The 22,927-nt window shown below is 51.9% G+C and carries 12 protein-coding genes; 9 read left to right on the top strand and 3 right to left on the bottom strand.

What is annotated here, in order from left to right; genetic code table 11:
* Nucleotides 1–10 precede the first annotated feature (10 nt).
* Both ABEW73_RS22895 and ABEW73_RS22890 read left to right on the top strand, forming a co-directional pair.
* On the top strand, nt 11–1,066 hold the full coding sequence (locus ABEW73_RS22895; RefSeq protein WP_430165713.1) for an amidohydrolase family protein: 1,056 nt from the start codon (nt 11–13) through the stop codon (nt 1,064–1,066).
* Nucleotides 1,067–1,541: 475 nt separating this feature from the next.
* Nucleotides 1,542–1,901, top strand: coding sequence for a Rieske (2Fe-2S) protein (locus ABEW73_RS22890; RefSeq protein ID WP_430165828.1), 360 nt, complete (start codon nt 1,542–1,544; stop codon nt 1,899–1,901).
* Nucleotides 1,902–2,716: 815 nt separating this feature from the next.
* Here the strand turns inward: ABEW73_RS22890 and ABEW73_RS22885 are convergent.
* From ABEW73_RS22885 to ABEW73_RS22875, 3 genes are read right to left on the bottom strand one after another with little or no spacing between them, the layout of a single operon-like run.
* Nucleotides 2,717–3,259 carry a chromate transporter gene (locus ABEW73_RS22885; RefSeq protein WP_339271110.1) on the bottom strand — a complete coding sequence of 181 codons (543 nt, stop codon included), beginning with the start codon at nt 3,257–3,259 and terminating at the stop codon, nt 2,717–2,719.
* Nucleotides 3,259–3,828, bottom strand: coding sequence for a chromate transporter (locus ABEW73_RS22880; RefSeq protein ID WP_430165826.1), 570 nt, complete (start codon nt 3,826–3,828; stop codon nt 3,259–3,261). Before ABEW73_RS22880 ends, ABEW73_RS22885 begins: the two co-directional genes overlap by 1 nt.
* Nucleotides 3,829–3,881: 53 nt before the next feature.
* Complete coding sequence (locus ABEW73_RS22875; RefSeq protein ID WP_430165710.1) at nt 3,882–4,364, bottom strand: Lrp/AsnC family transcriptional regulator; 483 nt, start codon at nt 4,362–4,364, stop codon at nt 3,882–3,884.
* Nucleotides 4,365–4,758: 394 nt separating this feature from the next.
* Between ABEW73_RS22875 and ABEW73_RS22870 the strand changes: the two genes are divergently transcribed.
* The 7 genes from ABEW73_RS22870 (at nt 4,759) to ABEW73_RS22840 (ending at nt 22,924) form a co-directional block, all read left to right on the top strand.
* Nucleotides 4,759–5,853: a CapA family protein gene (locus ABEW73_RS22870; protein WP_430165707.1), complete on the top strand. Its 1,095-nt coding sequence runs from the start codon at nt 4,759–4,761 to the stop codon at nt 5,851–5,853.
* 483 nt (nt 5,854–6,336) lie between these two features.
* Entirely contained in the window at nt 6,337–12,423 is a 6,087-nt protein-coding gene (locus tag ABEW73_RS22865) for a phosphodiester glycosidase family protein (RefSeq protein WP_430206401.1), read from the top strand.
* 199 nt (nt 12,424–12,622) lie between these two features.
* Nucleotides 12,623–12,949, top strand: a complete 327-nt coding sequence (locus tag ABEW73_RS22860; RefSeq protein ID WP_430165701.1) for an antibiotic biosynthesis monooxygenase family protein — start codon at nt 12,623–12,625, stop codon at nt 12,947–12,949.
* Between the two features lie 39 nt (nt 12,950–12,988).
* Complete coding sequence (locus ABEW73_RS22855; protein ID WP_430165698.1) at nt 12,989–13,984, top strand: Gfo/Idh/MocA family protein; 996 nt, start codon at nt 12,989–12,991, stop codon at nt 13,982–13,984.
* A 223-nt stretch (nt 13,985–14,207) separates the two neighbouring features.
* Nucleotides 14,208–18,293: an S-layer homology domain-containing protein gene (locus ABEW73_RS22850; protein WP_430165695.1), complete on the top strand. Its 4,086-nt coding sequence runs from the start codon at nt 14,208–14,210 to the stop codon at nt 18,291–18,293.
* Between the two features lie 291 nt (nt 18,294–18,584).
* The gene (locus tag ABEW73_RS22845) at nt 18,585–22,175 is read left to right on the top strand and encodes a family 10 glycosylhydrolase (protein WP_430165692.1); all 3,591 of its coding nucleotides are present in this window, start codon (nt 18,585–18,587) and stop codon (nt 22,173–22,175) included.
* 119 nt (nt 22,176–22,294) lie between these two features.
* Nucleotides 22,295–22,924 (top strand): TVP38/TMEM64 family protein, encoded by a 630-nt coding sequence (locus ABEW73_RS22840; RefSeq protein WP_430165689.1) that lies wholly within the window; start codon nt 22,295–22,297, stop codon nt 22,922–22,924.
* Nucleotides 22,925–22,927 lie beyond the last annotated feature (3 nt).

Genomic DNA, 22,927 nt, shown 5'->3' with positions numbered 1-22,927 from the left:
GAATCAGGCAATGGACGATATGAAAATTATCGATGTCGACGTTCATAACGAGCAGGACGACAGGGCGCTGCTTCCATATTTGCAGGAGCCCTGGCGCTCCCGGGTAGCCGCATCCGGCATCGGTTATGCAGGCTCCGGGTATTACTCGCCAATCGGCGTGATGAAAAAGGACTCGATCCCTCCAGGGGGTGGCAAAGCCGGTTCCGATCCCGATTATATGATCAAGCAGTTGATAGAAGGCTACAATCTGGATTATGCCGTATTGACGGGAGTCGTCTATAATATCTCTTCCACGCATGATCCGGATTATGCGGCAGCGATCTGCTCGGCCTATAACGATTATCTGATCGCCGAGTGGCTCGGCAAACATAAAGCATTCAAAGGCGCAATGGCGGTAGCGACTCAGGACCCTTTGCTGGCGGCACGCGAGATCGACCGGATCGGCGGCCATCCGGATATCGTGGAGGTGATGATCTCCAGCGCGGCGCGTTCGCCGCTGGGTCAGCGTCATTATCACCCGATCTACGAAGCAGCGGAGCGCAAGGGTCTCCCTGTAGCGATTCACCCGGGAGCGGAAGGCGGCGGGAGCACGACGGCTCCCACCGCGGCTGGTTACCCGACCCGCTACATTGAGTGGCACACCTGCCTCTCCCAGATGTTCATGGCGCATCTGGTGAGCATGGTATGCGAAGGCGTATTCGTGAAGTACCCGAACCTGAAGGTGGTTCTGGTTGAAGGCGGAGTGGCCTGGCTGCCGGGCCTAATGTGGCGGCTGGACAAAAACTATAAGGCCCTCCGCTCTACCGTGCCCTGGCTGACGAGAATGCCGAGCGAATACATCCGAGATCACTGCTATTTATCGACGCAGCCGATCGAGGAGCCGGACAATCCACAGCATCTCATCGATCTCTTCGACATGATGGATGCCGAGAACATGCTGCTCTATTCCAGTGACTATCCGCATTGGGACTTCGACTCGCCAAGCCATATTTTGCGGGGGCTGAAGCCGGAGGCGCGGCGGAAGATTTTTTACGAGAATGCGAAACAGCTGTACCGATTGGATTGAGTGGATGGAGGAAGATAAGTGGTCTGATGAAACTGGTTCGCATGACTGAAGCAAAGCTTGCATGGACGAAGTAGGTTTGCATGGTCGAGGCTGGCTTGGATGGTCTACGGTGACTTGCATGATTGAAGTAGGCTTTGCATGACTGAAACTGATCAACTATGAATGTACAACAACTGTTAACTCTGCTGATTATGAGTAGATAAAATTCGGCTGTTCGGCTGTTTGGGCTGCCTGGATTATATAGACCTTAGCTAAATTGAGTAATTTGAGAAATTGGACTAATTATTATTAACGGTGTGGACAGCGTAGATGCTTTAACTCGATTAACCGGATGTAATGGGTTTGGCTGGGGTCAACTAAGATTCTCTGGATGAATAGCATGAGGGTGAAAGACAAACTCATTCAATTAACTGGGTACGAGGTGAATAACAAGCTCATCCAACTAACAGAGGTTGAAGGCAAGGTGGTGACATGTATGGCGGTACATTACGTGCTGGCGGAGGATGATGTCCCGGAGGGTGGGCACGCGGTCGTGAACATTGAGGGACGCGAAATCGGCATCTATCGGGTCAACGGCGAGTATCATGCGATTCTCAACTATTGCCCGCATCAGGGGGCGCCGATCTGCGCAGGCCTGGTCTCCGGTACGACGCTTCCTTCGGAAGTATACGACTACGAATACGGCCGGACAGGCGAGATCGTCCGCTGTCCCTGGCATGGCTGGGAGTTTGACCTGCAGACAGGCAAGTCGCTGTTCAGCGACCGCATCCGGGTGAAGAAATACAAGGTGGAGGTTCATGAGGGGAAGATCGGGGTGGTGATGGGGAGGAAGTAGATGGGGAGTTGAGTGGGTGCCATATGGAGCAGTGAGATTCACCTAAAGCAATGACCACGACGGCATCGGATATCAGATGTGATGGGAGGCTGCGGTTGCTCTTTGGGAGTTGGGGGAGCTCACTTTTGTGGCGTCGGATATAACCGGATGTCGCCATTTCGCTGATGGGGTGCAGGGATATAACGGGGTGTCGCTAATTTCGTTGACTGCTCCTTGGTTAATCGGGCCCCTCGCCATGATTTGGGATTACTTAACGGGAAAACGCAGGTTTCATCGCAGATCAGTAGTGCTCAAGAGACTAATGTCAGCTTTTAACGGACCGTAGATCCGTTATTTGAGGTTATAACGCGGTTATTTACCATCTTCCGGACTCCAGATCCGCTATTGTGCGAATTACGGGGGCAAATACCGAGTAAGACGGCAAATAAGGTCCTCTGGGTCCGCTGCCCCCTACAAAAGCGCTGTTATTCGATAAATAAGGTATTCTGAGTCCGTTAGGAAGGCCTATCGACCAAGGAGCAAGAGTGGAGTTTGGACATATTGAATGATATTGCGATCCATTGGCAGACGCTCGGTTATCAGGTGGATTTCTACTCATTGCCTTGTTAGTCTAAGCGGGGTGATAGTCCGGTGCGTGGTCCGGTGCGTTGTCTGGCCCGTGGTCTGGTGCGTAGTCCGGTACGTGGTCTGGTGTATGCTTGGATGGCTGTCGACTGAAAAAGGAGCGAGTATGGACGGGAATGAGTCCCTCACACTCGCTCTTTTCGTCATGGCGATTGTCCCGAACGGGTTATAGTTGTTCTACTCTAATCCCCTCACACCACCTGCGACAACACCAATCCCCCGTAAGCGAACGCGGCCAGGATCACCAGCGCCGGGTGGATCTTGCGGATGTTCATAGCCCAGAAGGCGATGGCGGCGATGCCGAGGGATTGCAGAAGGCCGATGGAGATGACGGAGCTTTTGCCCATCTGCCAGGTCAGGGTCAGCATCATGATCGCGATGACCGGCTGAACTAACAGGGTCATCCCTTTGACGACTGGCGATGTACGGTATTTTTGCAGCAGATTCAGCAGCCAGATGAGTGCAACCGCCGAAGGTATAACCGTAGCCGCGAGGGCTAGGGTCATACCCATCCAGCCGGATACGTCGTACCCGACAAAAGCGGCGATTTTGGTGGCGATCGGTCCGGGAAGCGCGTTGCCAAGCGCAAGCATGTTGGAGAATTCCGGATCGGTCAGCCAGCCGTGATTGGTGACGATCTCTTTGTACATGAGCGGGATGGAAGCGGGACCGCCGCCATAACCGAGCACGTTGGAGACGAAAAAGCTGATCAACAGCTGAAGCCACTCTTCCATTAGGCGGACCCCTCCTTATCCCGTCTTTGTTTTTTTAATTTGGCTACGGTTTTGAAATGAACGGTGCCGTAGGCAAGGAACAGTACAATGACAATGGCCGGATGAATCTGGAGACTCTCCAGCAGAAGAAACGATACTAAGAAAAAACCGATCCCGGTGTAGATGCCGAGCCCCTTTACAGCCTTCTCGCCAAATTCGTAAGCCATCGTTCCCAGCATCACGGCAATGACCGGCGTAACACCGGCGATCATGCCTGCCACCACTTTGGAGCTGCTAAGGAACGTTACCGCCGACAACAGCGCGATCATCGCAATACAGGTCGGAAGGATATGCGCGAGAACGGCAACTATGGCGCCAACCACCCCTTTTTCCCGGTAACCGAGATAGGCGGCCATCTTCGTGGCGATGGGACCCGGAAGCGCGTTGGCTAACGCGAGCACCTCCCCGAATTCATCGTCGCTGAGCCAGTTGTAACGAACGACGGCCTCGTGACGGATCAACGGAATAACTGAAGGGCCGCCGCCGTAGCCGAGTATTCCGGTTCGGAACATGCCGAACGTTAATTCCATGTATGGATTGTTAGTTTTATCAGGCAAGGTATGCGTCCTTTCTGTTATAAGAGTTAAAGTCGGATGCCCATTCGGCTTTTATAACGCTTGATTAAGATCTGCGTATCCACACTTGTAATGCCCGGGAGCGGGTAAAGCTTCTCATTTAAAAACATTTCCATTTCCTTATGATCGGTAAATAGTCCGTGCATATGCAGCTTACTGGGACCGGTCATATGATAGAGACTTGTTACATACGGCTCGTTCTCCAATGTGTCCGCTACCTGCTGTAGATGTTTGGGTTCGACCTCCACATTGAAAAAAGCAGACACCGAAATCCCCACTTTCTCCGGATTAATGACCGCCGCGAACCGTTCAATGACGCCGTCATCAATTAGGGAGTTGACCCTGGCCTGGACGGCAACGCGGGACAACCCAATCTCCTTGGCCAAATCCGTGTACGAGATCCGCCCGTTCTTGCCGAGGATCGCAATGATTCTGCGGTCCGTATCATCAATCAGGGGAGGCGCGTTCTCGCCGGAAGAATGAATATTCATGGGCTGCAGCTCCTTTGGTTTTACTTATATGTAAGAGTTACCCGACATAATTATTACAAAACGTAATTAAAATGAAAGTTATACTTTCGATATGTTTAAATATATAAGCAATTTATAATGTTTTCAATCTGATTTGCAAAGTTTGAAACTTTTTGTCTGCTTTTCAAGTCTAAGACTATGGATAGAAAAAGATAGTTTTGATTTATTTGGATGTCAGGGATCGGAAGAATAATCCGCATGCTTAGTGCTGAAAGGCTAACTGGTTAGAATTCGTTTCTTAATTCTATTAAATGGTCCATTTTATAGAATTACCCTTTTATATCAAATTATGATAGGATAAACGTGGTAAATGACTAACTTCTTAGAAGTTCTTATTTGGAAAGGCGGCATCGATATGAAAAGATTATTTTGCCTCATTCTGGTTATCGTTATGATTCTCCCGGTCAGCATCGTTTCGGCAGCGGGCACGAATGAGAAAGAGACTCAGAGCAAGGTCCAGGAGGATAAGGATACAGCGGGCACAACCACTCAAGCCAAATCGAAGAGCAAACCGATAGATCTTGTTTTTGCAGGTGACATTCTGCTGGACGGCTACGTGGGGGACCAGATTGATAGATTCGGAAACCTATACCCATTTAAGAAGGTCGCCCCCATATTGAAAAAAGCGGACATGGCGTTTGCCAATCTGGAGACACCGGTCTCCACTCGGGGTAAGGCAGCGGATAAAACCTTTGCTTTCCGTTCGAAGCCGGATACGCTTGAAGGCTTGGTCTATGCAGGAATCGACGGCGTAACGCTGGCTAACAACCACATTCTGGATTATGGGCAGCATGCGATGCTGGATACGATTACACATCTGAAGCGCCAGAAGATCGGGTACACGGGAGCCGGGCGCAATATTGACGAGGCCTTCCAGCCTTACGTGCAGAACATTGATGGGAAGAAAATTGCGGTGTTGGGCGTCAGCCGGGTGCTCTCGGGTAATTCTTGGATCGCGGGCAAGAACCATCCGGGCGCTGCTTCCGCCTACACGATGGAGCCGATGTTGACCCATATTAAGAAATCGGCAAAAACGAACGATTATACAATCGTGTACATCCACTGGAATGAGGAATTTGCCGACTATCCGGAAGAATATGCACGCACGATGGCGAAGAAGATGATCGATGCGGGTGCCGACATTATTATTGGTTCCCACAGCCATACGTTGATGGGCATTGAATATTACAAAAACAAACCGATTTATTATTCGCTCGGCAACTTCGTGTTTAACCGCTCGACCCGGGGTGGTGACAATACCTTGCTGTCGATGATGGTCCATTTTGAGATCCAGGGCTCCAAGATCACGAGCCGGATTACACCAGTGAAGATTATTCAAGGTCAACCGAATCTAATGGACAAGAAGTACAACAAAGACATCATCGCGAAACTGAACAAACTCTCCTACAATGCAAAAATTGATGCCAACGGCAATGTCACCAAAAAATAATCGGAAATTTATAAACAACTGCAGCCATAACCATAGGTCGCGGTTGTTTTTTTATGCGCTGAGGAAGACCTCCGCGAAAAATGTCAGAAACGGGTGCATGGATATTTTTTCTCATTCTCTGCTTCGACAAAATCTGCACTTACGCCATTCAGCCTAAAATTCCTGCCCTAAAAAATAAAATAAAGTTTTACAAAACGTATTGTAATTCGAAATAAAATTTCAATATGATGAAGGGAGAGAAGATGAGTTAAACTTTGATCGCTGGAAGCGGTGATTACGAATCGGCAGCATACTTTTTTGCAGTCCTTCCAGCTAATGACTGAATGTAAAAGCCGTAGCGGCAGAGTTAACTTCGTCTTAACACAGAATGGAGGTGGAATTAACAAGCTAACGTTATACTCCCGAGTAGGTCTTTCGTTCATGAGCGGACTTACAACCGAGAGGAACCAGAGTCCAAGCATAGAGAAGGAGGAATTAATGTACATGATAAGAAGCAAAAAGAGAATATCGTCGCTGCTCAGCGGTGTGATGTTTCTATCGCTGCTGTTTCCCGCAGGACAAGCAGCTGCTGTCGATCCAGCCGATGCTGCGTCATCGGTCATTGATATGCGACAGATGGAGATCGGGCCGGGGGCTACATATACGTGGGCGAATATGCAAAAGGGCAGCGGTGAGCAGAAGGTCCATATGGTGGAGTTTGATCCATCGCAAGGAAATCTGCAGCTTCAACCCGGCCTCACCGATGGCAAGGTCTACGGCATGCAGGGAGTCAGCAAAATGGCGTCCGATGCCGACAAGGCAGGCAATCGCGTCATCGCGGCGGTGAATGGGGATTTTTACGATATGTCCACCGGGATTCCGCTCGGATTGTTTATGGGGGACGGGGAGCTTCTGACGGATCCGCCCAGCGGCCGGAACGGCTTTGGCATTAAGCCGGACGGGACCAGCCTGTACGGCAATCCGAAGTTGACGAAAAACGTGACGATAGGCGGAACCGTAAGCAGTCTATCATCCATTAACCGTCTCAGAGGGACGGACGCACTTGTTCTTTATACCGAAAAATTCAATGCCACAACGATGACTAATCATCTTGGGGACGAGATTATTCTGGATATCGAGAGCGGCAGGGTCGCCAGCGGGGAGACCTTGACGATGAAGGTGGCATCCGTTCTTAAGGATCAGGGGAACTCGCCGATCGGTCCCAACCAAGTGGTGCTGTCCGCATCAGGATCACAGCGGAGCAAGCTTGCCGGACTTCAGGCAGGGGATGAAGTAACCGCGAGTTTTGAGCTGGACAACGAGTGGAAGGATGTCACGATGGCGATTGGCGGTACGGTGATGCTGGTGCAGGATGGCGTAATCCAGCAGCATACCGATCCGGCTGTGCATCCAAGAACGGTGGTGGGCACCAAAGCGGACGGCTCCGTTGTGCTGTTCGAGGTTGATGGCCGTCAGCCCGGCTTCAGTGAAGGGCTTAACTACATCGAACTTGGTGAAATGCTGCAGGAGCTTGGCGTAGTGAACGCACTGAATCTGGATGGAGGCGGTTCGGCTACCTTCGTTGCCCGCCTGCCGGGAGAAACGGAGCGTAAGGTGCTCAACTCGCCGTCAGACGGCGGGGAACGCAAGACGGCCAACGGTATTTTACTGGTGAACAAGGCACCAGAAGGAGCAGCTAAGAAACTGGTCGTTGCGCCCACATTGGAGAGAGTGCTGACGGGCTCCTCTACAACCTTCAAGGCGGCAGCAGTGGATCAGAATCTGCACCCGGCGCAAATGACGGAGGCTGCAGTCTGGAGTGTTGACCCTGCTTATGGGACGATGGACGCGAGTGGTACGTTGACGGCAGGCAACCAACCTGGAGTGACCGAGGTATCCGTACAATCCGGTAATTTGACAGGTAAAGCCGAATTGGAAGTCGTCGATGAGCTGACCGAGCTCAAGTTCTCGGACGCGGTGAAGACCTTCTCTTCCAGCTCGACCGAGACGCTCAAGGTCACGGCGCTTCGCAATGGTCAAGTGGTACAGGCCGACAATAAACGTTTGGAGTGGCGTACCGAAGGCGACATCGGGACGATTGACGCAAATGGGACGTTTACCGCCACGGACAAGCAGGACGTAAGCGGCAAAATCTATGTAAAATACGGAAGCGTTGAAACTTCTATTGATGTGAACGTCGGTCTTCCGCCGGTCATGCTCGAGGATTTCGAGAACGGCCTTAGCCGTTATAAACCAAGCGCCGGTGCCCAGTTCAAGTCGACCAAGGTATCCATTGAAACCGATGAGACCTATATTCGTTCCGGGAATGGCGCCTTGAAGCTGGAGTACGATTTTACCGGAATGGCCGGTACTTCTGGTGCTTATCTGCAGACGAACGGCACCTCGGACAATATTGAAATTCCGGGCTATCCGGAGAAAATCAGCATGTGGGTCTACGGAGACGGCAAAACGCACTGGCTCCGTGCCCAAATTCGTGACAGCAAGGGTGCGATCCCGCTCGATTTTACCGATCAGACGGTCGGCGTCGATTTCAAAGGATGGAAATATCTCGAAGCGTCCATACCCAAAGGAAGAACCCTTCCGCTGGTGATGGACATGCCGGTTCGATATATGGAAACACAGGCCGCGAAAAAAGACGCCGGTGCCATCTACGTGGACGAAATTCGGGCATTGTACGGTCCGGCCAATGACGATATCGATCCGCCGGTTCTGAAAAAATTCTCGCCAGCTAATGGTGAGGAGATCAAGGTGAATACGCCGACCATTACGGTTTATGCCGAGGATGCAGGTTATGATCCTGTGGCGCACCCAGGAACGACGCTAATTGATCCGGACAAAATTCGGTTCTATCTGGACGGCAGCTTGGTACAGCATACCTTGTATCCACCGGAAGGGAAAATTCATTATACGCCGAATGTTCCGCTCGCCGATGGTGTTCATCAGGCGAAAGTCACCGTCCGTGATCTGTCGGGCAACCAAACAACCGAGGAATGGAACTTCACCGTAAATACCGGTGCAGCCAAAGTGGTATACAATACGCCGGATAAGATCTATGTTGGCGGCAGTTATACGCTGGATATCGGCGGTGTGAAGACATCCCAAATCCGCAGCGGCCATGTTGATTTCCAATTCGATCCCACCAAAGTGGAGAATCTGGAGCTCATACCGGGGGACAAGCTGAGTGCATCCCAGGTTAGCGCAAGCATCGACGGTACAACAGGAACGGTGAGAGTGACCTGGAAGGACATCCACACCGCATCCCTGCAGGATACGGATTGGATCGGCCAAATCCGGTATGACGTGAAAAAGAACGCAACCGGCAGCAGCATCATATCGCTCACGTCCGGAGCGGTATCCTTTACCGATACGGGCAATACCGAGTTCTCGTTCTACGGTCTCCCGATAGAATCGCAGATCGCAACGCATTATGTGCTGAGCTGGAATGAGGAAGGAATCGTAGAGGGATACGAAACGGTGTTCGAAGTTGCCGATGCCCAGGGGCAGCCTGTGGAAGGCGTACAGATCTTGGCAGACGCGGCAGCGGTGGGTACAACGGATGCAGCAGGTATCCTGAAGACCGGATCGCTGACGTCCCAGGTCAAGACGTATACCGTACAGGCCGTGAAAGGCAATCAATATAGTCCGGCATTGGAGTTCAAGGTTTCGCCGCTGGCCGGAAGCAAGACCCCGTTCAACATTAGCGTGGGCATGGGCGAAGATCCGACCACGTCGCGGATGTTGAACTGGCACACGGACCCGGCGACGGATGGGACCGTCGTGGAACTGACCAAACAGTCCGAATTCACGGATTTTGATGCGCCGAACGTCCAGAAATTCAATGGTGCCAGCGAGCTGTACCATACCTTGGATCTCGGCACGGTCCGCGTCCATAAAGCGACGGCGTCCGGCCTTGAGCCGGGCACAGAATATGTGTACCGTGTGGGTGACGGACAAGGCCATTACAGTGCCCAAGGCTCGTTTAAAACAACGGAGCTCGTTGGAGACACAACGAAATTCCTGTATTTTGCGGATTCCCAGGCATCCACCGCCAAAGAGTTCGAGCTGTGGGGGAATACGATCGACAAGGCGGCAGCCGAGCATCCGGACGCCGAATTCATGGTCCATGCCGGGGATATGGTGGACAAGGGCTTCCTGGAGGAGCAGTGGAACTATTGGTTCGATGAAGCCCAGAAGCATTTCCTGAATACGACGTTAGTGTCTGCCATCGGCAACCATGAAGTGATGGGGACCAAGGAAAACGGGGACTTCCAGGCTCACTTTAACCAGCCGGGCAATGGCTTGGACAGCCTGAAGGGAACGAACTTCTCTTTTGATTACAAGGACGTTCATTTCATTATGCTGAACAGCGAGTATCAGTTGGAGGATCAGAAAAAATGGCTTCAGCAGGATCTGGAAAATAATGATAAGAAATGGACCGTCGCGATGTTCCATCGCGGGCCTTACGGCAGCATCTACGATTCCGCCGAGGTACGCAGCCTGTGGGCGCCGGTACTTGAGGAATTTGGCGTGGATCTCGTGTTAAACGGACATGATCATATTTATATTCGTTCCTACCCGATGATGAACAACCAGATTGCCGCGGACGGGAAGGGCACGACTTACGTCGTGGCGGGATCGTCAGGGCCTAAATTTTACTCCCACACCGAACGGGGCTGGCATGAGGTGGTTGACGATGAACCAACCCAGATGTATGCTTCTGTCGAAGTGGAGGGAGACGAGCTTCATTACGTAACCAAAACGGTTGACGGGCGCGTCGTGGATGAGTTTACGCTGGCGAAATCGGATACGAAGCCGGAGCCGCAGCGGATTGAAGTAACTCCAAACCAGCTGACACTGGCTGTAGGTGAGAGCCAAAAGTTACTGGCTGAAGTGAAGCCGCGCAGGGCTGAACGAACCGTTGTATGGTCCGTATACCATTCCGAACCATCGAATGACGTCGTCAGCGTATCCGCAGACGGTATCGTGACGGCTCAAGGTCTGGGCAGCGCGATGGTAAGAGCAACCAGCACGGCAGCACCGGACGTCTATGCAGACGTGAAGATTACGGTGGACCGAATTCCGAACGGCAGCATCGAGTCGATACGCTTAAGCGGCAAATCCGAGCTGAAGGTCGGGGATACCGATCAGACCGTAACGGAGGCGGTTTATACCGACGGCAGCCGTATCCGCTTAATCGAAGGTGTAACCTACGAGAGCAGTAAGCCCGAGATCGCCTCGATCGATGAGTTGGGTTCGGTACGGGCTTTGGCAGAAGGGGCGACCGTGATTTCGGCAACCTATGAAGGGTTCAAGTCGGAATATGATTTGAAGGTGACCACACGTGGTGGGGGTAATCCCGATCCGGGACCGGAGCCGCCGGTAGACCCGCCCGTGCAGCCGCCGGTAACACCACCGGTAACGCCGCCAGTAACACCGCCTGTGACACCGCCGTCAGGCAGCGTCACCTTATCAGCGAGCGAGCTGGCAGCTAAGCTGTCGAACGGGCAAGTTGTAATCACGGTGAATGGAAACTTTACGGATATCACGCTGCCAGGGAATGCAGCAGACATACTCAAGGATGGTTCGATCCATATTGAAGCGAAGAATGTGGCCATAACGATCCCGGCCGAAGTGCTTCGCCAGCTGGGTGGTCTTGCAGATGCTGGTCAGCTTGAGAAGAGCAAGATGAAACTGAGTGCCGCCACGTTATCGGATGCGGAGATGAAAGAGCGAATCGCGCTAGCTGCCCGCGTCTCCGGTGCGAAGCTGACTTCAGCGGGAGCCATGCTGAAGTTCCAGTTTCAATTAACGACAGCGGATGGCAAAGCCTACAACTTAGCTGAATTCGGTCATCCGATTACGCTGGAACTGCCGTTATCTCATGCAACGAACGGCAAAAGAATGGCCATGTACTATTTGTCTGACAACGGGGAGTTGGAGTATATAGGCGGAGTGGAAAAAGATGGCCGCATGACTTCGGGAATCCGGCATTTCAGCGCCTATGGCTTACTTGATTATGAGAAAACCTTTGCCGATGTGCCAGCTTCATTCTGGGCCGCGGAAGTGATTGCCGACTTGGCTGCGAAGCAGCTCATCGAAGGCGTCAGCACGGAGCGTTTTGCACCGGCTCAGCAAGTGACCCGGGCCGAGTTTGCCGCGATGCTGGTTCGCCTGCTTGATCTTAAGGCAGATGGTTCCTCGCCGTTTGCCGATGTAGCTTCAAGCAAATGGTACGCAGAGGCGGTGGCCGCAGCTGCCGAGTCGGGCATCGTGAATGGAACAAGCAAAGGCCGTTTTGATCCGGACGCCCCGATCAAACGTCAAGAAATGGCGGCGATGCTGGTACGTGCTTATGCCCACGCCATGAAACTACAGCAGGAGAGCATCAGCGTGGGCAGCGATTTTGCCGACCTTGCTTCATCCCCGGACTGGGTTCGGGAAGCGGTAGAAACCGCCCATGCCCTCGGTTTTGTTCAGGGCCATACACCGAGCCGCTTTGAACCGGAAGGCCTGACCACGCGTGCGGAAAGCGCGCAGGTCATCTATAATCTATTGAACAAACTGAAGTAGCGTTAGAAGGCAGAATACCGCTTCTCTCCTCCTGTAGACCATCACAGAGGAGAGAGGCGGTTTCTTTTTTTAGATATCGAAAGACATTTTTCTAACAGGTTAAAGAATGACGGAAGTTCCGATATAATGATTACATGGTCAATGAACGAATGTAAATCGAAATAATGGCTAATCTGGTAACCGGAAAGAGGGGAAGAGAATGACGGAGTACGCCAATACGCCGAAGCCGCCTTATTATGCCTGCATTTTTGTGTCCAAACGAACAGAGGGTGACCGGGGTTATGGGGCGATGACCGATAAAATGGCAGAGCTCGCAGCCAAGCAGCCCGGCTATTTGGGGGTGGAGTCTGCACGGGATGAGGGCCTTGGGATCACGGTATCGTATTGGGATTCCCTGGAGGCCATTCGTTTATGGAAGGAGAATGCCGCTCATCAGGTAGCACAGGAACGGGGCAAGAACGAGTGGTATGAAAGCTTTGGATTGCGAATTTGCAAGGTGGAGAGGGATAGCTTCTACAAGCTTTAAGCAAGGCCAATCAAGGAAGAGGATGAGGAGGAGTGAATAATGATGCAGAATCCGGGCAAGATCAGATGGGGAATCATAGGGACAGGCTGGATTGCGGAGCAGTTTGCAGCCGATCTGGCGTATGTGGAGAATGCTCAGTTTGTGGCCGTGGGCTCTCGTACGGCAAGCAATGCAGGAGAGTTTGCGTCTAAATACGATATACCGCGGGCTTATGGCAGTTATGAGGAACTCGTGAAGGATCCCGAGATTGACGTTGTGTACATAGCGACTCCGCATCCGCTGCACCGCGATCATGCCTTACTGTGTCTTCAGGCCGGCAAAGCCGTCCTGTGCGAGAAACCCTTTACGATTAACGGGGATGAACTGGAGGAATTAGTGGCAGCTGCGCGGGAGCAGAAGCTGTTCCTGATGGAGGCCATGTGGACGCGTTTCCTTCCCCCGATTCGGAAGGTGCGCGAATGGTTGAACGACGGGCTTATTGGCGACGTTCAGCTGCTGAAGGCCGATTTTGGTTTTCGCAGCGGATGGAATCCGCAGGGCCGTTTGCTGAATTTGGAACTTGGCGGCGGCGCGCTGCTGGATGCGGGTATTTATCCGGTGTCGTTTGCATCCATGATTTTTGGAACCGAGCCGGAGAAGATTTGGAGTACCGCGCATATCGGTGAGACGGGCGTAGATGAGCAGTTCTCGGTTATTCTATCTTATGAATCGGGCAAGACCGCTTCGTTAAACGGGGCGATCCGGCTTGGATTGACGAATGAAGCTTATGTTTATGGCACAAACGGGTATATCCACATTCCGTCCTTCTTGAATGCAACATCCGCTTCGCTTCATGTAGATGGCGAGGAACCGGTGGTTGTTACAGATGACCGGCAGGAGAAAGGGTATAGCTTCGAAGCTTATGAAGTGGGGCGGTGTCTACTGGAAGGGCGGCTTGAGAGCGATGTGATGCCGCTTGATGAGTCGCTTGCGATTATGAGGCTGCTGGATCAGATCCGGGGGCAATGGGGACTGAAGTATCCTTCAGAAAGTTAAGCCGTCTTGGGGAATAAGGGAGCAGTGCGAGAGAACTTCTCGCCCTGCTTTTTTTGTTGCTGCTATAGTTCAGATGACGTGAGCAGAATGATTACGCGTTTTCAATGACATTATTTACATAAGTTTTACGTTGGGATGACAAGCTCTTAATACCCCCTTGTTATGCTGGAGCTGTTTGACAGTCTTACTTCGAACTCATCCAACATCATAAAGGAGAGAATACATGATTACTCATCTGTACAAAAGGCTATTATCCATGCTATTATCCACAGCGTTAGTGTTTGGATTATTTGCAGGAATCGGATCCTCATCCACTGTTGAAGCAGCAACACAGGATCAGCCTGATATCTTACTTCAGCGCAATGCGGAGTGGAAGTATTTTGATCAGGGCCAAGATTTAACGACCGTATGGCGTTCCACCTACGATGATTCCTCATGGGAATCCGGATTGGCCCCTTTCGGTTATAAAGATAACGGCAGCGGCATAGCAACCACGGAGTTTGGTCCGCTCAACACCGAAGTAGACTACGGTACGGATAAAAGTCTCAAGCACCGCACAACGTATTTCCGCACGAACCTTCAAGTCAACAAGGACCAAATTGACGGTTACGGCCAGATTCTCGGCACGTTTGGCATTGATGACGGTGCCGTTGTCTACGTCAACGGCCATGAAGTAAGACGCATGGGTATGCCGGAAGGGGAGATCACGTACGACACGAAGGCGACCTCGAGCAAGGACCTGCCCGTTATATATGGGGACGTGGACCTGACCGAGCCGTTGAAAACATATTTGCAGGACGGCAATAACGAAATTGCGGTCGAGCTCCATCAGCAGAGCGACGGCAGCTCGGATCTGTATTTCGATATGGAGCTTACCGCGTTAGCGCAGGCACCGGCACTGGATATTTCCAAGGTTACGGTAACCTTCCATGGAGACGCGACCAGCGCAAAAGGATTTACCTGGTATACACCGCTTGGCTCTTCCCAAAGCGATGTCCAGGTTGTGGAGAATCGCGGGGCCGCACCGGACTTCAGTCAGGCGCTAGCATTTAGCGGTCGTACTTCCGTCTCCTGGAATTCTCCGGGAGAGCATGTACATAAAGCGGAAGCGACAGGTTTAACGGCCGATACCTCCTATTATTTCAGAGTGGGGGACCAGAGCCTGAATGTGTGGAGCGAGGTAGGTACCTTCCAGACGGCACCTGTCAGCGGCGCCTTCACGTTTATCGATCTGACGGATACGCAAGCGAAGGAAGAGGACGAGGCGATGCTGTCGGCAGCCACCTTGTCCAAAGCACTTGCCACTATTCCAGATGCTAAATTCGTTGTTCATAACGGAGATGTGGTGGAGAACGGCACATCGGAGCAGGAATGGAACTGGCTGCTGGGTCATTCGCAATCCAGCCTGTTGAATACAACGATTGCCCCGTCCGCAGGAAATCACGAGAATAAGAATTATGCCTTCTACGAGCATTTTAATGTGAAGCAGCCGGACAACGCTGCGACGATTACTGGCGCGTACTACTCGTATGATTACAGCAATGCGCATTTTATCGTGCTTAACTCCAATGAGAATTCGACCGAGTACGCAAACTTCTCTGCAGAGCAAGTGGCGTGGATGAAGCAGGATGTGGAGCAAGCGAAGGCTGCCGGCGCAGACTGGATTATCGTCAATATCCATAAAGGGCCGTATACAACTTCGAATCACGCAACCGACAGCGACATCATTGGCACGAACGGAGTAAGAAACAAAATTGCTCCCCTGATGAACGAGCTGGGAATTGATATGGTGCTGCAGGGCCATGATCACATCTATGCGCGGACGAAGCCGATCAAGAGCGACGGGACCGCCGAAGATGTCACGAAAATAACCGAGACGCTTAATGGGCAGAACATCGAATACGCAGTTAAGCCGGATGGAACCATCTACATGATTCCTGCCACCGCAGGAGCCAAGGTTTATTTCAAGAACCAAAAGCCGGAGTTGGGTGAAACGTATTTCAATTTGTTTGAGCGCGCGGAAGAGAACCACGCCCGTCAGTACGGAAATACAACCAGCCTTGCCAGAGGTCACGTTCAGAACTTTGTCGGGTTCACGATCGACGGTAGCAAGCTGACGGCTGTGACGTATGAGATCGACCAGAATCAGCACAACGCGCAGCCGTTTATCGTGGATCAGTTTGGAATCATGAAAGAGACGAAGCCGGATCCTGTTCAGGAACAAGTGAGCAAAGTGACGGTGACGTTCCACGGCGATGCCAAGACATCCAAGGGTTTCACCTGGTATACATCCCAGCAGGTGACAGGCAGTGACCTTCAGATCGTGGAGAAGTCTGCTGACGCTCCTGACTTTACGAATGGGATCACGTTCCAAGGACGTTCGGCTGCCTCTACTAATTCAGCAGCAGAACTTGTGCATAAAGCGGAAGCAACGAAGCTCAAGCCCAATACGTCCTACGATTTCCGTGTAGGCGATGCAGCGCTTGGGGTTTGGAGTGAGACGGGAACCTTCCGGACCGCGCCGGAGAAAGGGGCGTTCACGTTCATTGATTTGGCTGATACGCAGGCGAAGGAAGAAGAGGAAGCGGTACTTTCATCCGAGACACTTGCCAAGGCGCTGGCTACTGTGCCGGACGCGCAATTCGTTGTCCATAACGGCGATATTGTAGACAAGGGCGTCAAGGAAGAACAGTGGAATTGGCTGTTAGGGCATTCGCAGGAAAGCTTGCTCCATACGACGCTGGTGCCATCCGCGGGTAACCACGAGGATGAGAACTACGCTTTCATCGAACATTTCAATGTACAGCAGCCGGACAATTCGGCAACCGAGACCGGAGCGTATTACTCATACGATTACAGCAACGCGCATTTCGTTGTGTTGAATTCCAATGAGGACTCGGAGGTGTACGATAATTTCTCTGTCGAGCAAGTGGAATGGCTCAAACAAGATGTGCAGAAGGCTAAAAAAGCCGGAGCGGAGTGGGTGATCGTCAATATTCATAAAGGTCCGTACACCACATCGAATCATGCGACGGACTCCGATATTATGGGAGCTAACGGCGTGCGGTCCAAGATTGCTCCGTTAATGGCAGAGCTCGGCATTGATTTTGTATTGCAGGGTCATGATCATATTTATGCCCGCACCAAACCGATCAAGGCTGACGGCAAAGCGGCAGAGCCGGAGAAGATTACGGAGATGCTGAACGGCGAGAAGCTGGAATACTCGGTTAATCCGGACGGTACGATCTATTTGATTCCGGCAACCGCAGGACCGAAAGTTTATTATAAGAATCCGAGCGAAAAGCTTGGGGAAACATACTACGGACTGTTTGAACGCGCGGAAGAAAATCATGCGGCCAAATACGGCCCGGATCCGAGCGATAACCGGCGTCCGAAACGCAGCCAGGTACAAAATTTCGTCGGTATTACGATCGATGGAGGCAAGCTGACCGCGGTCACCTATGAAATTGATCAGAACCTCAATGGTGCACAGCCATTTATCATTGATCAATTCGGCATCGTGAAGAAGGATGTTCAGACGCCGAATCCTGATCCAGGAACACCGAATCCGGGTCCTGGCACATCCAACCCAGGATCAGGAGGGGGCAACACTGGTTCAGGCAATAATCCAGGTTCCGGTTCAGGAAGCGGATCAGGATCAGGTTCGGAGAACGGTTCGGGTTCCGGGAATGGAACGAACCCGGGTAACGGATCGGGAACGGGTTCTCAGCCTGGAAGTAACACGGGTACGGATACGGGAAATGGGAATCCACCAGCGCTGAAGGATACCGCGGGGCACTGGGCCAAATCAGCCATCGACAAGGCACTCGCGGCAGGCTTCGTCAACGGGTATGGAGACGGAACCTTCAGGCCCAATCAACAGGTTACGCGGGCTGAATTCATGGCTATGCTGGGCCGCGCGCTGCATCTGACCGAAGGCGGAACTAAGCTTACGTTCACGGACGCAGGCAAGATTCCTTCGTGGGCGAAGGATGCTGTATCGCAAGGTGTGGTAGCAGGCATCATCAGCGGTTACAAAGATGGCTCTTTCGGTCCGCATAAGCCGCTGAACCGGGCTGAACTGGTAGCGATGATCGTTCGCGCCAGCGGAATCAGTCCTGACTCGGTAGCGAAATTGACCTTCAAAGATACGAAGGAAATTCCGAAGTGGGCTGCGCCGTACATTGCGACTGCGGTTGATGCAGGACTAGTGGGCGGTGTGGGGAACAATCGCTTCGCACCACAGCAATTTGCAACACGGGCGGAAGCCGTGACGCTGATTATCGGACTTCTTGAATACGTGAACTAAATGAATCATGAAGCCAATACGGGAGATTGTCCCGTGTTGGCTTCTTTTTTGTGATTCCTACGTCACGGACAGCTTAAATTCCTGCTTGTTTAATAAAATTATATTTTACTAAAACTATTGAAATTTGAAATAAAATTTCAATATGATAGAGATAGAGATGAACATGTGAATACAGACCATCATGATCATCTACTCCAGCAGATCGATAGGAGGTGAGCGGCAGCCGATTTCGCTTGGAATTGGACTTCAGTTTGGTAGCAAGCATTCATACTAAAGGGAGTGAATTCGTGAATGATAACCAAAAGGCGTGTCTATCGTAGCAGCAAGTCGATCCTATCCATGACGCTGGCGTTAGCCGTGATGTTCAGCTCGGCTGTTTCTGCTTGGGGTTATTCGGTTGATGAGTACGTAAGCATCGAAGAGCCAGGGGCTGTCGTAATGGAAGATTTTGAATCGGTAACCAATCTGTCCGCATCCTCAGCAAGGGGAAAAGCCCAGCTGGATGTAGTGGGAAGGCCGGAGCCCATCTATTACGGATATCACGCTGCAGCTCTAACTTATGATTTTGTGGGCAGCGAATCCGGCACCTCGGCGGCTTATCTCAACTTCAAAGATCCGGACGGTTCTGCCGGCAGAAGCGTCCCCGGTTCACCGACTGCACTCGGCTTGTGGGTTTACGGCGACGGCGGGAATCATTGGCTCCGGGCCCAGCTTCAGGACGCTTCCGGCGGCAAGCATACCGTAGATTTAACCTCTACCTCCGGTTTTAGCTGGAAGGGCTGGAAATACGTCAAATTTAACATTCCTTCTACCATCAAGGCTCCTCTCAAAGTGAATCAAATCTATATCACCGAATTAAAAGATACGAATAAAAACAAAGGTACCGTATACTTCGACAGGCTGTCCGCATTCTATACGGCTTCCCAAGTGTACGGGCTCGACATTGGCGGGCTGACGCCCATGGGCGTAGGAGAAACGGTAAAGCCCCAAGTATATGCAACCTATGAAGGATATACGGAACCTGGAATATTAACAACCGGCGTGAAACTCACCAGCAGTGACAACAACATCGCCACGGTCACGGGCGCTACATACGACACCATTGAAGCATTGGCGCCGGGAACGGTAACCATAACGGCTGAATACGGAGATGCACCAAAATCCCAGTATGAGCTTCATATTACGGAGGATGTGCCAGCCCCTGGAGAATTGCTGTTATCCGGGCCGCTTCATATGGAGACCAGTCTTACCGGAAAAATGAGAACCAGTGTGGTTTACTCCGTATACGGAAACCAGGTGGACCCTGTATGGCTGACTGAAGGAATTAGCTATGCAAGCGATCAACCGGGCGTTGTATCGGTAGATCAAGCGGGTCAGTTGACCGCAATTTCCGCGGGAACGGCAGACATTACAGCAATGTACCGCGGAGTAACCGCACAGCATGCCATTACCGTGACGGACCCGGTTCCTGTTCTGCAGAGCATCGAACTTCAAGGTCTTACAGCGGTTACGGTTGGCGACTCCTTCGAGACGGCGGTGTCCGCAACCTACTCCTGGTTGGAGGAGCCGGTGATCATAACGGAAGGCGTTACGTTCACCAGCAGTCATCCGGATGTAGCCGCTGTCGATGATAAAGGAGTGGTATCCGGCTTGAAGATAGGTTCCGCTAGAGTAACAGCCACATTCCAAGGAAAGACCAGCTCACTCTACATCACGGTGAATAAAGCTTCTGAGCATCCGAAAGCCGAGATGAGAGCGGCCTGGATTGCAACCGTCGACAATATTGACTGGCCCGCCAAAGGAGTCACCGATCCGGATCAGCAGAAACAGCAGTTTATCAGCCTGCTTGATCAGCTGGAGGATGCGGGGATGAACGCGGTCATTATGCAGATCAAGCCGACGGCGGATGCATTCTACCCGTCCAATTACGGGCCATGGTCAGAGTGGCTGACGGGAGTTCAGGGCAAGGATCCAGGTTATGATCCGCTGGCATTCCTGCTGGAGGAAGTTCATAAGCGGAACATGGAGTTTCACGCTTGGTTTAATCCATATCGCATCAGTCTTCAAGGGGACGTTAACAAACTTGTGGCAGACCACCCGGCCCGGCAGCATCCGGAGTGGGTCGAAGAATATGGCGGCAAGCTGTATTTCAACCCGGGGATACCGGAGGCACAGCAGTTTATCATCGACGGTATCATGGAGGTCGTTCGGAATTACGACATCGACGCCGTGCATTTTGACGATTACTTCTACCCGTATCCCGTAACCGGTGTGGATTTCCCGGATACGGACACCTTTAACCAGTACAAAGGCTCCTTTACGAACAAGGGTGACTGGAGAAGAAATAACGTTAATCAATTTATTCAGAACGTGAACAAAGCCATCAAGGCAGAGAAGAGCTACGTGAAATTCGGCATCAGCCCGTTTGGTATCTGGAAAAATAAATCCAGCGATCCGACCGGCTCTGAAACCAATGGTCTCGAAAGTTACAATGCCATCTATGCCGACTCAAAGAAATGGGTTGAGGAAGAGTGGATCGATTATATCACGCCTCAGATTTATTGGAACATCGGTTATTCCGCTGCCGCTTACGATAAGCTGATCGATTGGTGGAGCGGGATCGTATCCGGCAAGAATGTTCATCTATACAGCGGACAAGCCGTATACAAAATCGGGTCGAATGCCGATTGGTCCAATCCCGAAGAGATGCCGAACCAGATCTATTATAACCGCAACTTTGAGGAAGTTCGGGGCAGCATGTACTTCAGCTCCAAATGGTTTAAGGATAATGCACTCGGATTTACGGACAGACTGAAGAACGATTTGTATCGATATCCGGCATTGATCCCGGCGATGCCTTGGATCGATTCGACGGCTCCGGCTGCGCCCAAGAAGCCGAAGGCTGATCAAGAGCAGGATGGTGTGCAGCTAAGCTGGAGGTCGACAGGTGACGAGGCGTATTATGCAGTCTATCGTTTTGATGGCAGAGGCGCCGGCAATGTTCAAGATCCGTCGCATTTGTTAGGGACTCTCCGAAAAACCGCCGGTACGACGCAGTCCTTTGTTGATCATACCGTCGTAAAGGGACAAACCTACACTTATGTCGTGACGGCTGTCGATCGTCTGCATAATGAGAGTGCCGCAAGCCCATCTGTAACGCTAAAAGCGGGAGACAATGGCCAGCCGCCAGTCAACCCGCCGGGGAATCCGAACCCACCGGTGACCCCTCCGGTGACGCCGCCGGTAGCTCCACCAGTAACACCACCGGTGACTCCTCCCGTAACACCGCCAGTGACACCGCCGAATCCACCGAAACCTCCGAAACCTCCGAAACCTCCGGTATTCAGCGACGTGGAAGGACTTAGCTGGGCGAAAGCGGCGATTGAGGAACTGGCTGCGCTTGGTATCGTAGAGGGAGTGGGTCGAGATTCGTTCCTGCCGCTAAAATCGGTGACGAGAGCCGAATTCCTGGCCATGCTTGTCCGTGCTTTTCAGCTGACGGGCGAGGCGGAACTTCATTTTACCGATGTGAAGCCGACCGATTGGCACTATACGTTTATCGCATCAGCGGTCGATGCTGGACTCGCCCAGGGAATCGGCGGTGGCAAATTCGATCCGAACCGGCCGATTACCCGCGAGGAAATGGCCATCATGAGCGCGAATGCGTTGACATTATTCGCCGGGATGAAGGCAGAGGATGAGAACGGAACCTTGGCGAGGTTTAAAGACGGCAGCAGCATTGCAGGCTATGCAAGAAATGCAGTTGCCCTCTTGGCCGAGAAAGGCGTGATCCAAGGAACCGGCAATGACCGGTTTACGCCGAAAGGAATTGCCAATCGTGCTCAGGCAGCCGTAATCATCTATAACCTGTTGAATCTTTAGAATTATATAAGAGATAAAAGGGACATCCCGGCTTATAGCCTTGGGATGTCCCTTTTGCGCTTGTTCCAATGGATATGCTACGTGATACAATAGGTGCATTACGACCTGGAGTGTGGTGCATGTTCAAGAAATTAGGAATCGCATTGGTTTACGCCGCCATAGGTGGTCTTGTTTACTTTTATGGCGATGTCATATTGATATGGATTCGATCGACAGACAGTATCACGCTGATGATGGTCATGGCCGTCATCATGGCCTTGTTTCCGGTGATCCCTTATCCGGTGGTAGGAGGCGTAATCGGTGCCGCCCTGGGGCCGGTCATTGGCGGAATTGTCACTTGGTTCGGCTCAACCGCCGCTTCCATCCTTATGTTCATGTTCATCCGATATGGTTATCAGGAATGGGGCGACCGGGTGCTTTACCGTTATAACAGGCTGGGAAAAGTGACAACGATGTTCGAACGGAACGCCTTTTTGACCATCTTATTTACCCGGTTGATCCCGTTTATTCCTTCCATTGTCATCAATGTGTACGCGGCTCTCAGCAAGGTAACGTTCGCATCATATAGCATCGCGTCCGCGTTAGGCAAAATTCCCGCCATGCTGCTGTTCTCGATGGTAGGCGATCATCTCATGACCGATCCTTCCCACATCATCATAACCATTGGTGTTTACGGCGTATTTCTCGCGATAACCTTGCTGGTTTATCGGTTCTCAGGCTTTGACCGTTTTAGGAAGAACGGAGGCTAAACG

It is taken from the genome of Paenibacillus lautus (assembly GCF_050482385.1).
In the GTDB taxonomy this organism is placed as follows: Bacteria; Bacillota; Bacilli; order Paenibacillales; family Paenibacillaceae; genus Paenibacillus_AQ; species Paenibacillus_AQ lautus_B.
The sequence above is the reverse complement of the archived record's forward strand: the minus strand, read 5'-3'. Positions and strand labels throughout refer to the sequence as shown.